Below are 12,155 nucleotides of genomic sequence, written 5' to 3' on the forward strand. Positions count from 1 at the left end.
CTCAGTGTGAATCAGGCGTCTAATCGATCATGGATCTGCGGCACCTGAAACGCTCGCCCGCTCTGCTGTGCGCTCTGGCAGCGCCGTTGCTGTACGCCGGAGTGACCCTGATCGCGCTCCAGTTGGCCGCCCAGGCGGGGCTCAACCCCAGGCACGAAGGCTGGAACGACCTGCTGCCAGGCCGGCTGGACGGGGCGATCGAATCGGCGAGGGGATGGGTGGGCGCCATCGCCCTCATCCTCGCCGCCGAGGCGGCCGTGCTCGCCGCACTGGGGGGCTGGCTGAATCGCCGATCCACCGCCGGCGGCCTCGTGCTGTGCACGGCCGCCGGCATGGTCTACCTGATGAGTCTCGCCCTGGCCGTACTGAGCACTTACGCGATCGTGCTTTATCCTTCTGGCGATACCGATCTCGGGCCGTTTTTCCCGGGTTGGTACTTTCCTGCACTGATCGTCATCGCCATCGTGACCCTCACCGGGCTGACCGTCTGGCTGTCCGCCGCGGTCAGGGAGGCATCAGCCTCCTGATGGTCAACGCTGCAACCATGGGTGGCCGCATACGTGCCATGCCGCGCTCCACGAACATGTCCGCAGCCTGCCAACCGGCTCCGTGGGCTGATGCGACTCCTTGAAGTGTCACAACTCCACCCCCTCAAGCTGACCTTCTCAAACACGCTCTCAGGAGTTCTCCTTCTCGGCTGATCACCATCGCAGCGTAGCGACAGCACCTCGCGAACAGTCAACGGCTTACTCCTGAGCCGGGCTCTCTCCGAAGTCGATCCTGCTAACGCAGTCGCTAACAGCGGCCTCGGATGAACGTGGACGAAGCTGGAGCAGGAGTCCCACGGGAGGCCATTCGAGCAGGCTCTTCTGTTCGCTGTGGATGCTCGTGGACGTCCTTGACCCTGCTACGGATCAGAAGGCAATTCTCTGGTTGCGCGCCGGACGCTGTACAGCAGCACACTTCCGCAGCCAGTATCTGCCGCCTGACCAGGAGAAAGACCCTCGACGCTATGACTGGTTCCCGTTGCAAGCAGGCTCTCAAATTGACGAGCCGGTGCAGATGGCCGTGTTCTTTTCATAGAGCTGGAATACCATTTCAGCCCAACTCTATGGAGATTGAGGCCGCTGCTTGCTACGGTTCTCGCATGGCTCGCCCCTTCCCTGATGATGAACCACCGTCCTGGCGTTTACGCATGCAGACCGCTCCGTCAATGCCTGGGTCTGTCGATACTTGGGCCACACGTTTACCAGGAACTCTGCTCGCGATCAGCGGTGCCACGGTAAGTGACTCCGCTCAGATTACGATCCCAGGCGTGGAGGCCCCCGTTCGCCTCCGGGACCTCATGAAGATGCTCGGCAGTACGTTCGTACACCGAAGCGGGCACCAGGCTGTCTTAACCGATGAGGCTCAGCGTTGGTTGCAGGATGTGCAGCCAGCAGGTCTTGTGAAGCTTCTTCATAGGCGCGTGCGTCTTATCGGTGAACTGCTATTTATGCTGCAAGATGGGTCGCTATCACATGAGGCGTTGCGGACTATCGCCAATGAACGATACGCCATGGGGTGGACATCTCTAGATCCGCTTCGCCGACGCACTAATTGGCTTCAAGATACAGGCTGTGTCGACAAGTTTGACGGTGTCGTTCACCTAATGCCTTTCGGGCGATCTCTGCTGGCGGACCTAACCCTTGGTGAGCCTGATCCCTTCGACGATGGTTACGCTGAGATCGATCGGCCTACCGGAATAATTGGCGGGCTTCTGGATGGGCTACAAACGGCACGTCATCAAAATCGCGCAGATGCACGGGGACTGTTTCTTCCCAGCCCTACGGATAAAGGGCCTGTCCGCTTTATTGCGGATGTGGTGACAGCGGTCATCCCCTCATTGGCTGAGGAGGACCTCGACCACCTGATCAGGCAAGACGGGGGGATCGCCGACGCATCTGCGCAGCAAGCTCGCAACTCACTGCGCTCCCTCGGTTTGATCACACGGACACGTCTAGACCAGTGGACGGCGACGGAGGTAGCACGGGCATGGCTCGAAAGTAATGATCCTGTGGACCTAGCTGTGATCATCCATGCGAACACTTGGTTTGTTGGTGAGATTCTCGCCGAGCTCAGCGTAGGAGCGAGAACTGCCCCAGAGCTTGTTACGCGAAGTGCCGGTTATGGCAGGGATGGTCTCACGATTGCCTCGGTCCGAGTACGACTAGGACTTCTGCGAGATCTGGGGTTCGTAGAAAAGCTCTCTCAGCAGGAATACCAGCTCACTGCTCAAGGGCGGGGATTGCTCCAATTTCTCCCTCTCGCCGGGAAGCGCGTTGGAGCCCAGGAGAGTTTGCCGCTGTCGGAGCCGTCTGTCCAGACGGAGGCGGATGCCCCTCCGCGTCCAAAGGCCGAGGATACTTTACCCGTAACCTTTCGATTCCCCCGTCTTGCCGCCGTGTTCGGTTCTTCACCTGAGTGCGTTAGCTATGAGCAGCTTAATGCCCTTACGGTCAACGATGCCGCTGGCGAAGCCGAGGACCTTGACTACAAACTTAAGTACGAGACGGGCGATAAGGGCTCTGACGATATTGCCGTAGACATCGCTACCTTTGCCAATCATCGCGGCGGCGTCATCGTGGTAGGTATGGCGGAAGTTAACGCCCGCCCATCGAAAGTCGTCGGAGTGGAACTCAGTGACGAATTCGAGCGGTGGATCCGCTCAAAAGCCGCTGAAAGAATCTTCCCAATGCCCCAGTTCGCACTGCGGCCAGTTGCCAACCCTGCCGACAGTAGCAAAAAGCCCAAGGGCCTTATGCTTATCATCATCCCGCCCAGCTCGTCGTCTCCGCACGCTGTCGTCGTGCCGAACGAGAAGGGCAAGCTGCGCTGGCCACGCCGCCACGGGACCTCCAAGATGTGGCTTTCGGAGAGTGAGATCGCAGCTGCTTACAGGCGAAGGTTCGTCGCCGCAGCCGACCAGGGAAGCCGTCTGATCGACATCGAAACTGATGCAATTAAGGGGATGCAGCGGCTATACGAAGAGACACGTAGCAATCCAGGTGCGCTGCTGGTTGTGTCCCTTGTGCCCGAAACGCTCGGAGACCTCATCATCGATGCCGATACATTTCGCCGCTTTCAACAGGAAGTACAAGAGCAGATCGTCGTCATTGGGGATACTCAACCAGGAGATCTGAGCCGTGCGACGGTCGGCCGTCGGCGTCTCATCTGTTGGGGCGGGTGGAGCGTAGCCCGTGCTGAGCTCCATAGCGACGGCTCAGGTACATTCGCTGTTCAGGTCCCAGCAGGCGAGCGCTCTGACGGACAAGCCCATATCTGGGATAGTGCGATCGTCATGTGGATCGCCTCCGCGTTGCGCTATCTTGGCCGACATGCCCGCCATCGCGCCAATGCGTCTGGAGTCGCAGCAACGACTACGGCTCTGCTGCCCTACATGCCGGTTGGCAACGGTTCTAATGAGCTCGGTGGTCAGGCGGTCATCCTGACCGCCAGGCACTTCGGCAACAGCAGTCGTGTCTACGGAGCGGAACCACAAACTCGTGCCGCCGGGCAAGCCGACTTCCTTCTCGATGACCTTGCAAATGATGGGCAACCACTGGCCGCTGCGACGGCTCAACTTGCCAGTGACCTCTTCCAAGCCTTTGGTGCTGTGGAAACACTTCAAATCGGCCGCGACGGTACCTTGCGACGCAATGCGTGGACTGGGTTGGACTGGCCGAGGATCGAGCGGTGGGCGGTAGCATCAGATATTCCTATCGATCCACCGTGAGTGAATGGGATGTAGCACCCTACGCTCGCGCTGTTCCAGACCGAAGCACATTGTCAGAGTGCTGTATAGCACGCCATGCGAGGCGGCATGCCACCGGACGAGCACCCATTGCTTCCCATCCTGGTTCATTATGGAGAACATGAGTGGCTGGCGAATGGTGGCGTGGGCCGGGGCAGCGGTGGCGGGAGCCGGTTGCACCCTGGCCGGGGTGCTGTTGGTGCGGGCCGGGCTGGATGACGCCGACAAGTGGGCGAGCATCATCGGCATGTGTATCGCGGCGGCCGGATTTCCGCTGGCGGTCTACAGCATCGTCCTGGCCCGTCGCTCCGCCACCGCCCTACCCGCTGCTATGGAGGAACTGCCACAACCCCGGGCTCAGCCCAAAGCGTCCCAAGAGCAGGCCAGAGGCGGACCTGTCGTGTCCAACTCCACCATCGAAGGACCCAACATCCAGATCGGCCATGCTGACGGGAATGTGAACATCCGCTATGAGCGCTGAGGCCGCACCCCTTCCCGGCGGGCTACCCTCCGGCGCGCCTTCGGTGTCCGGCTCGCTGATCGGCGGGCCCAACATTCAGATTGGGCACGCTGCTGGGGATGTGCTGATCGCTCTCGATCGGCCCGGCTACCGACTGGAGATGCTCAGGGATGCTCCGCCGGTGCGTCTGCCGCGTTCTCGGCGCGGTCCCAGTTACCTGCTGGACGTGCAGCGTCAGGTGGTGCCCTACTGGACCCGCCCCGCCGAGGAAGAGGCATTGACCGCATGGCGGGATGACCCGGATGAACCCGTGTCGATGATTTTGTTGCATGGCCCCGGAGGGCAGGGAAAGACTCGCCTGGCTGCCTACTTCGCCTCCAGGAGCCACGCCGCAGGGTGGGCGGTAGCCCAGGCGGTGGAGAAGACTCCCCGCCTTCGCAACGGCAGCAGCGCCGTAGAGTTGGCCGACGGGCAACCGCTACTGGTGGTGGTCGACTACGCTGAACGCTGGAACGCGTCCACACTGGCTCAAATGATCGACGGCCTAGCGTGGGACCTGCCTGGCCGCACCATCCGCCTGCTGCTCCTGGCTCGCCCGGGAGAAGACCTGTGGCAGAGCATATGCGCCCAACTGGACCGTGGTGGCGCCGACCTGGCTGACCCCATCGCCTTGGGCGACTTCACCCCCGCCATCGACCGGCCTCATGCCTACTTCCAAGCCGCCACCGCGTTCGCCGCACACTTGGAGCACAACGGGCCTGTGCCAGGTCCACCGGCGGACCTGAACCATCCCGACTATGCCTCAGCACTAACCTTGCACATGGCCGCCCTGGCCGCCATCTACGCCGTCCAGGAGGAGGCTCCCGCCCCCGATCGTCCAGGTCTGTCGGACTATCTGCTTAACCACGAGATGCGCTACTGGCAGGCGACAGCACCCGCCTTCACCTCCCCCGTCGTCATTGAACGCATGGTGTTCCTAGCCACTGTGTTTGGTCCCCTGGAGGACGCTGCGCAAGCACGTAGCCTGCTGCACCGCATCCACCTGGCCGACGGCCCCGCCCAAGCCGGACTGCTCCTGGATGTCCACCGCCGCCTCTACCCCCCTGCTGCAACACCGGCCCGTCCCGACCACGAGCCCAGTGAGCGGCTGGGCCACAATGGCGGCCCCGCTGGAGGCGAGATTCTGCTGCCCCTACGCCCGGATCGGTTCGGCGAGGACTTCATCGCCCACCACCTTCGCCACCACGCCGCCGAGGCGGCGCAGACCCTGACCACCCTCACTGCTGTTACTGCTGGTAGTAACAACGATGGGCAGTGGAAAGCTGACAGGCTGTCCCGGATGTCGATGCGGCGCTGCCTGATCGTGCTCACCGCAACCGCAGCCCGCCATCCTCAGGCTCGCACACTGCTCCTAGAGCTATTGGAGCAGCGGCCAGAGCTGGCCCGGTACGCCACTGCCGATCTGGTCGGATTCATAATCGATCACGCCGAGCACTCCCTAGCCACGCGCCTCCATGATGCCCTGCCTGACAAAAACACCGGCCTGCTCCAAGCTGCCGGCAACCTCGCCCACCACCTACTGCGTAATCTGCCCGCTGATGCGTCCCCCGCGTTGCGGGCCGCTCGGCTTTCAGCCCTAGGGATTCGTCTGTCGTACGCGGGGGACATCCGGGGCGCCTTAGAGCCTTCGAGGGAAGCGGTGAAGCTCCATCGTCGGTTGGTTGAGGTGCAACCGGACGTCCACCTGCCCGACCTCGCAAACAGCCTGAACAACCTAGGGACCCGGTTGTCAGCGGTCGGAGACATCCGTAAAGCGTTGGATGCCTCTTGGGAGGCGGTGGAACTCTATCGTCAGCTGCATCAGGCAAATCCGATGGCTCACCTGCCCCGCTTCACGTTGAGCCTGAATAATCTGGCGACCCAATTGTGGGAGGTGGGGGATAAGCGGAGGGCGGTGGAGCTCATACGGGAGGTGGTTGAGTCCTATCGTCAGTTGGCAGGGGCAGAAGCAACGGCCTATCTTCCTGACCTCGCGATGAGCTTGAACAACCTGGGGACTCTCTCTTCGGGAACAGGAGACATCCGAAGAGCGGTGAAATCGGTGCGGGAGTCGGTGGAGCTTTACCGTCAGTTGGCCGAGGTGGAACCGGAGGCCTATCTGCCGGGTCTCGCGATGAGCTTGAGCAACCTGGGGAACTGCTCGTCGGAGGTAGGGGACATCCGCGAAGCGGTGGACGCGGTACAGGAGGCGGTGGAGATCCGGCGAGGGTTGGCCGAGGCCGAGCCAAAGGCCTACCTGGCCGACCTGGCGAGAAGCCTGACTGCTCTGGGAGCCCGGCTGTGGGAGGCGGGGGACAAACAGGAGGCGGTGGAACCAGCACGGGAGGCGGTCGAGCTTCTGCGTCGGTTGGCCGAGGTGGAGCCAGCAGCCTATCTGCCTGGCCTCGCGATCAGCTTGAGCAATCTAGGGGGTTGCTTGTCGGGGGCGGGGGACAAACGGGGGGCGGTGGAACCGGTACATGAGGCGGTGGAGGTCTATCGTCAATTGGCTGGAGCGGAGCCAGCGGCTCATCTGCCTAACCTCGCAATCAGCTTGGCCAATCTGGGGACTCTCGTGTCGGGGGTGGGGGACAAGCGGCGGGCGGTAGAACTGGCACATGAGGCAGTAGAACTACACCGTCAATTGGCCGAGGCGGAGCCGGAAGCCTACCTGCCCGATCTCGCAAGCAGCTTGGGCACCCTGGGGATCTTCTTGTTGGAGACGGAGGACAAACGACGGGCGGTGGAACTGGCACATGAGGCGGTGGAACTAAATCGTCAATTGGCCGAGGCGGACCCGCAGGCCTACGTGCCCAACCTCGCGCTGAGCCTGTGGACGTATGCACGGGCATGCAACGAGACTGAAACAGACCTCCCCGCAGGTCTCTCGGCAGCGGAGGAAGCCGTCAGCCACTACCGCTGGTTGGCCGGGAAACTCCCTGAGGTCTTTCGCAGCCTCCTGAACGCTGCCCAGAGCACGGCAGCGGAGATCGGGGCCCGGCTTACGCCCGTCATCCACCGCGATGGCATCGGTGACCTCCTCCGCAACGCCCCGTGCCCGTGCGGATCAGGCAAGAAGTACAAGCGCTGCCACGGCACGACTGGCGGTGCCTGTCTGGCGCCGGACAGCGGCGTCTGACCACGTTCTCGATTGGCTGAGCAGGGTGATCACTCGCCTTGTGAAGCAGACGCTGCGATCGCTCAACCCATTGACGGACAGCATCACCGGGCAGAGCCTAAACGGATGAAGTTTGCTATCGTCAAGATCTTTCAAAACCATGGCCCGAGCCGGTTCCCCAACGATACGGACGGGCCGCGGGCTGGTGCAGCGCATATGGGGAAGCGGCGGTCTGCGCGCGCGTCGGTCAGCATGACGTGTTGCTCGAAGGGATGGACGGAACCCGGGTACATTGGGCGGTCTGCACGCAGTGGATGGAGACTCACTCTGACGCGACCGCGCATCTACACCGCCACGGATTCTCCAACTGACGGGGCTGGCCTGTCCACATTAAGGACGGATGAGGCCGCTCGTTTGATGCAGGCACTCACGTAGGTCCGCCCAGGCCGGTCCTACGCCACCCTTGTTCCGTGGCTGTTCCGTGGGAGTACCGGAACCTGCGAGAAGTGATGCGAAAGGTCCAAAGGTTTAGCCGCTGCTCAGTCGCATGAGCCGACTATTTTCGAAGGTAATCACGCCGAGGATCGGAGATCACCCAGATCTACGAGGGCACCAACCAGATCCAGCGCATGGTGATGGCCCGCCAGCTCCTCAAGTAGGCATCTGACCTGCAGAACCCGAGACCGCGGAGGCGGTCCCGGGTTTTCGCGGGGGAGGCCGTGGGGATCGCCGGACGACTCTGCCTTGAACGTGCCGAGGTGAGCATGTACGAGCTCGAACTGGTCGACATGGTGGACGAATCTTTTTCGCGCTGCCAGGTGATGACGTGGACCGATGGTGAGACGTACGAGCTGCGGCTGGATCGCGCAGGCGTTTCGCCGATCAGGGTTCTCTCGTCGGTCGACTTCGAAGACGGTTTGCGGCAGCTGAGAACAGAGCTGGAGCGGCGGAATCTGCTGTTGCTGTGCAACAGGTACCGTCGCGATGCGTTCGTCTCCTCGATGTCACGTCAAATGAGTGAGGGCCTTTCGTGCTATCTGGTCGTCGCCGGGGAACCTGTATCGCCGGAATTGCTTGTCGACAGCCTTGGGCCCGCCTTCAGGGGTGATGTCGTCTCAGCCGAGGAGGCGTCGAAGTTCATCGGTGAGTGGATCGCCGGCTTCGATGACTGAGGAGTCTCTTTTCGGGATCGCCGTGAGCTGTGGCGATTTCGTGTTGGTCAGACGAAGCCTTCGGCGACGAGGCGGGGGCCGTGTTCGTCGATGAAGTGGCGTTGGCCCGATCCGCCGACGACGCGGCACCAGCTTTCCACGGTCAGCCGGGTTCGCTCCAGCCGGTAGCTGAAGCCGCCGTACATGCCGGGGACGGCGAACCAGCAGGCCGGGTGACGTTGCTCGGTCAGAGGTTCCAGGTCGGGGAGGCGTAGCTGGTGCTCGGTGACCAGGTCGTCGGCGCGTTCGTGGATCAGCGCGTGGAAGTGGTGCTGGATCGACCTCAAAGTTCCGGCCGGCAGGTGGTGGCGGATGACCGGGGTGAGTGGCGCCAGGAGGGCGTGGTGTCCCCGGCGGGTGGCGATGTCGATCGCCCGTTCTCCTTGAGCCGTACGGAGCGTGCGCCAGGCGCCGCGGGAGATCAGCCGGTGCACGACGCTGACGTCGGCGCCGTGCCAGGCGGCCTGGTGGAGTGGGGCGTATCCGCTGGTGCCGCCGACTCTGCCGCCGTTGATCCACTCGGGATGCTCTTCGAGCAGCTCGAAGACTGTGGACCAGGCGCCGTCGCGTGCGGCGTCGGCCAGTTCGTCGCGTTCTTCGAGCAGATGGTCCTTGTAGGTCGAGCGCAGAGTGACGCCGTCCCACCTCGAAGCCTGGTCCTGTTCCATGCAGCCTCTGTCCGCTCGGTCACGGAGACACACCAAGGTACGTCACAACGCGTTTAGGCTGGAGCTGCTTCTGAGGAGGTGGCCGGGGTGACGTTGACCGAGGTGATGGCCGAGCTGGCCGCGCTGGAGGACCCCAAGGCGCGCGAGGTGAACGAGAGACACGGCGACGATCACGGCGTGAACCTCGGCAAGCTGCGCGCCCTCGCCAAGCGGCTGAAGACGCAGCAGGAACTCGCGCGCGGGCTCTGGGAGACGGGCGACACCGCGGCGAGGTTGCTGGCGACGCTGGTCTGCCGTCCGAAGGCGTACGAGCGGGACGAGCTGGACGCGATGGTGCGCCAGGCGCGTACGCCCAAGGTGCGCGACTGGCTCGTGAACTACGTGGTGAAGAAGAGCCCGCACGCCGAAGAGCTGCGGGTGGCCTGGTCGGCCGATCCCGATCCGCTGGTCGCCAGCGCCGGGTGGGCGTTGACCGTCGAGCGCGTGGCGAAGAAGCCTGAGGGGCTCGACCTGGTGGGGCTGCTCGACGTCATCGAGGCGGAGATGAAGGACGCCCCTGACCGTCTGCAGTGGGAGATGAACAACTGCCTGGCTCACATCGGGATCGAGCACGCCGAGCACCGCGCCCGTGCGATCGGCATCGGTGAGCGCCTGGAGGTGCTCAAGGACTATCCGACGTCCCCGGGGTGCACGTCGCCGTTCGCACCGGTGTGGATCGCCGAGATGGTACGCCGGGAGCAGGGCGGGGCGGCTCACTAGAGGGTGGGCCTGGTGCCGAGACGGAAATCGTTCGAGAGGGTCGCTGACTGTCCCGACGTGCTGACCGAGCTGCCTCGGGTGTTGCGTCACCTGGATCTCAAGAGGGATTTCTTCGACTCGAAGAAGGCTCGCGGGGGATGCGGCGTCGTCTTGATGAGCTGGGGCCGGATTTCGAGCTGCTGGCCTCTGTCGCGCACGACGTCTACGGGAGAATCGCCGGTTCAGAGTCCGCAGCGTTGGGCGAGGGCTGTTCATGGGCGCGGCGTTCTCGGCGGCTTCCCTTTGATTCCGGCGCTCGGCGGCGTCCCGGACGGCGAGAAATGGGATTTCGATGACCTCCGGGAATTTGTGCGGAGGCTGCCGCGCATAGCTCGTCATCGAGGATTGTGCAGGGCGGGGAGGAGTTTCGTCATCACCCGGAATCCGTGCGGGTCCAGGGCGGGGAGTTCTTCGGAATCCTGGAAGTCGGAGTCCCGGAAATCGTGACGCGTGTAAAGCGCGATGGCCGGGGCGTTTCACATGGACACCAGCTCGACGCTGTCCGCCGTCTCGGTCGGGACTCCGCCGGCCATCCCGGCCGGGCGTCCGTCGAGGAAGGCGACGACGTTGTGCGAGCCGCGCATCGTCAGGCGGGCCCGCCAGCGTTCCTCGCGGTCGCCGTCGCCCTGCCAGTCGGCCAGCGCGGAACCGAAGGCGGGGCCGGCGTCGGCGGGCGCGGCCAGTCGTAGTTCGCGCCAGAGCGGCCAGTCGTCGGGCTCCAGGACGCGTAGTTCGACCATGTTCCGACCTTGGCGGCCGACGGTGGGGACGGGCAAGGGGATTTGCCGCCGGAGCCGCCGGAGGGGGCCGGGTTACGGCGTGCGGTCGGTGCCGGCGCTTTCGCGGCTCCAGATCTGCCTGGCACGGGGAAGGTCCCTGATGGTGCCGCCTTCCGGGATCATGCCCCAGAGGAAGGGGACCAGGTAGGCGGGTGGGCCGTCCAGGAGTTCGGTCAGTTCGTCCTCGGTGATGGCGAGGGTGAAACGGGGGCCCGGTCGGGCGGGGGTCCAGCCCTGTTCGAGGGCGCGGCGGACGCATGCGGCGACGAGCGGCGGGCGGATCGCGATCGTCCGGGCTCCCCGCCAGTTGTCCGGCCGGGCGCAGGGGAGTGACACGAGCAGGACGCGGCCGGGATCCTCGTCGCGTTCGACGACGAAGGTGAGCGGGGCCGCGGAACTGCCGTCGCCGAAGGCGGGTCTGTGGCTGACCCGCCAGCGGAAGGCGGTGCCGTCGACCGTGATGAGCCGCGAGCCCTTCCTGGGCATCGCCATGGGCGCCTCCGGATGCTGCCTTCGCGACAAATGGGTGCAGGACGGTCGCCAGCGTAACCCGCCGCCGTCCGCGACCAGGACCGGAACGGGCGGGACCGGAACAGGCAAAACCGGAAGGGGGCCGGGGGAGGCGCGGGCCTGGGAGGGGCGGTCCGGGAAAGGTGCGGTCAGGGGGGAAGTGTGGGACCGGTGCGGGGTCTCCGACCGGTCCTCGGTGCGTTCGCCGTCCGTGCGGGTGCGGGTGCGGGTGCGGGTGCGGAAGTGCGGGTGCGGGGGTGTGCGGTTGTGGGACGTGCCGGGGCGTGAGGGTGTGCGATCGCCGGACGTGCCGAGGGGGCGGTTGCGGGACGGGTGGGGGCGGGGTCAGCCGCTGGTGTCCTGTGAAGGACTCTCGGGTTTCTGGGAGTTCAGCCAGGTGTGCACGGCCGAGGTGCCGGTGATCCAGAGCGCCGCGAAGCCGCCGGAGGCCGTCGCGCCCGCCATGATGGCGCCCGCGACCGTGCTGCCGTTCCCGGTGGCGAGCAGGCCGGCGACGACACCGACGAGCAGCGCGAGCAGGGCGCCGCTGACCGCCGACCAGATGAGGGTTGTCTTGCTCATTGATGTCCCCTTGCCGTACGGGCTTGTTCTTTGACGTAGGAGTACCAGCGGGAGTCGGGGGCGCGTCCGCGCAATTGATCGTTCCGGCCATGATCGCGCTTGCCTCGGACGTATTCGGACGGAATCGGATGGATTCGGCCGGGAAGGGCTGATGGGGCGGATGTGTGTGATGCGCCTGGCACCCCGACAAGACCGAC

General features: G+C 64.2%; 11 protein-coding genes and 1 pseudogene. 8 read left to right on the forward strand and 4 right to left on the reverse strand.

What is annotated here, in order from left to right:
* Positions 1-29: 29 nt before the first annotated feature.
* From ACIBQ6_RS25295 to ACIBQ6_RS25325, 7 genes and pseudogenes are all read left to right on the forward strand, one after another.
* Entirely contained in the window at positions 30-527 is a 498-nt protein-coding gene (locus ACIBQ6_RS25295; protein WP_397214830.1) for a hypothetical protein, read from the forward strand.
* A gap of 361 nt (positions 528-888) precedes the next feature.
* Positions 889-1,083, forward strand: a complete 195-nt coding sequence (locus ACIBQ6_RS25300) for a hypothetical protein (protein ID WP_397214832.1) — start codon at positions 889-891, stop codon at positions 1,081-1,083.
* Positions 1,084-1,315: 232 nt separating this feature from the next.
* Positions 1,316-3,775 (forward strand): helix-turn-helix domain-containing protein, encoded by a 2,460-nt coding sequence (locus ACIBQ6_RS25305; protein ID WP_397214834.1) that lies wholly within the window; start codon positions 1,316-1,318, stop codon positions 3,773-3,775.
* A gap of 130 nt (positions 3,776-3,905) precedes the next feature.
* Positions 3,906-4,274, forward strand: a complete 369-nt coding sequence (locus ACIBQ6_RS25310) for a hypothetical protein (RefSeq protein WP_397214836.1) — start codon at positions 3,906-3,908, stop codon at positions 4,272-4,274.
* Positions 4,264-7,431 carry a tetratricopeptide repeat protein gene (locus ACIBQ6_RS25315; protein ID WP_397214838.1) on the forward strand — a complete coding sequence of 1,056 codons (3,168 nt, stop codon included), beginning with the start codon at positions 4,264-4,266 and terminating at the stop codon, positions 7,429-7,431. The genes ACIBQ6_RS25310 and ACIBQ6_RS25315 overlap by 11 nt, the downstream gene beginning before the upstream one ends.
* A gap of 557 nt (positions 7,432-7,988) precedes the next feature.
* Positions 7,989-8,069: pseudogene (locus tag ACIBQ6_RS25320) on the forward strand (acyl-CoA dehydrogenase family protein); the annotation flags it as partial.
* A 105-nt stretch (positions 8,070-8,174) separates the two neighbouring features.
* On the forward strand, positions 8,175-8,582 hold the full coding sequence (locus tag ACIBQ6_RS25325) for a hypothetical protein (RefSeq protein WP_397214840.1): 408 nt from the start codon (positions 8,175-8,177) through the stop codon (positions 8,580-8,582).
* Between the two features lie 47 nt (positions 8,583-8,629).
* Here ACIBQ6_RS25325 and ACIBQ6_RS25330 read toward each other — a convergent pair whose 3' ends face one another.
* Complete coding sequence (locus ACIBQ6_RS25330; protein WP_397214842.1) at positions 8,630-9,289, reverse strand: hypothetical protein; 660 nt, start codon at positions 9,287-9,289, stop codon at positions 8,630-8,632.
* Positions 9,290-9,394: 105 nt separating this feature from the next.
* Here ACIBQ6_RS25330 and ACIBQ6_RS25335 point away from each other — a divergent pair, with 105 nt between their 5' ends.
* Positions 9,395-10,048: a DNA alkylation repair protein gene (locus ACIBQ6_RS25335; protein ID WP_397215363.1), complete on the forward strand. Its 654-nt coding sequence runs from the start codon at positions 9,395-9,397 to the stop codon at positions 10,046-10,048.
* 515 nt (positions 10,049-10,563) lie between these two features.
* Here the strand turns inward: ACIBQ6_RS25335 and ACIBQ6_RS25340 are convergent.
* From ACIBQ6_RS25340 to ACIBQ6_RS25350, 3 genes are all read right to left on the reverse strand, one after another.
* A complete protein-coding gene (locus tag ACIBQ6_RS25340) occupies positions 10,564-10,827 on the reverse strand; it encodes a hypothetical protein (protein WP_397214844.1) in 264 nt (87 codons plus the stop codon).
* A gap of 72 nt (positions 10,828-10,899) precedes the next feature.
* The gene (locus tag ACIBQ6_RS25345) at positions 10,900-11,358 is read right to left on the reverse strand and encodes a hypothetical protein (RefSeq protein WP_358282574.1); all 459 of its coding nucleotides are present in this window, start codon (positions 11,356-11,358) and stop codon (positions 10,900-10,902) included.
* Between the two features lie 363 nt (positions 11,359-11,721).
* Positions 11,722-11,958 (reverse strand): hypothetical protein, encoded by a 237-nt coding sequence (locus tag ACIBQ6_RS25350; protein WP_397214846.1) that lies wholly within the window; start codon positions 11,956-11,958, stop codon positions 11,722-11,724.
* Positions 11,959-12,155: the final 197 nt, after the last annotated feature.

Source organism: Nonomuraea sp. NPDC049655 (assembly GCF_044465465.1).
Taxonomy (GTDB): Bacteria; Actinomycetota; Actinomycetes; order Streptosporangiales; family Streptosporangiaceae; genus Nonomuraea.

What these genes read in the sequence shown, in the direction of transcription:
- ACIBQ6_RS25345 (WP_358282574.1), bottom strand. Translation starts at nt 11,358, where the DNA reads ATGGCGATGCCCAGGAAGGGCTCGCGGCTCATCACGGTCGACGGCACC.
- ACIBQ6_RS25325 (WP_397214840.1), top strand. Translation starts at nt 8,175, where the DNA reads ATGTACGAGCTCGAACTGGTCGACATGGTGGACGAATCTTTTTCGCGC.
- ACIBQ6_RS25315 (WP_397214838.1), top strand. Translation starts at nt 4,264, where the DNA reads ATGAGCGCTGAGGCCGCACCCCTTCCCGGCGGGCTACCCTCCGGCGCG.
- ACIBQ6_RS25340 (WP_397214844.1), bottom strand. Translation starts at nt 10,827, where the DNA reads ATGGTCGAACTACGCGTCCTGGAGCCCGACGACTGGCCGCTCTGGCGC.
- ACIBQ6_RS25330 (WP_397214842.1), bottom strand. Translation starts at nt 9,289, where the DNA reads ATGGAACAGGACCAGGCTTCGAGGTGGGACGGCGTCACTCTGCGCTCG.
- ACIBQ6_RS25335 (WP_397215363.1), top strand. Translation starts at nt 9,395, where the DNA reads ATGGCCGAGCTGGCCGCGCTGGAGGACCCCAAGGCGCGCGAGGTGAAC.
- ACIBQ6_RS25310 (WP_397214836.1), top strand. Translation starts at nt 3,906, where the DNA reads ATGGAGAACATGAGTGGCTGGCGAATGGTGGCGTGGGCCGGGGCAGCG.
- ACIBQ6_RS25350 (WP_397214846.1), bottom strand. Translation starts at nt 11,958, where the DNA reads ATGAGCAAGACAACCCTCATCTGGTCGGCGGTCAGCGGCGCCCTGCTC.
- ACIBQ6_RS25295 (WP_397214830.1), top strand. Translation starts at nt 30, where the DNA reads ATGGATCTGCGGCACCTGAAACGCTCGCCCGCTCTGCTGTGCGCTCTG.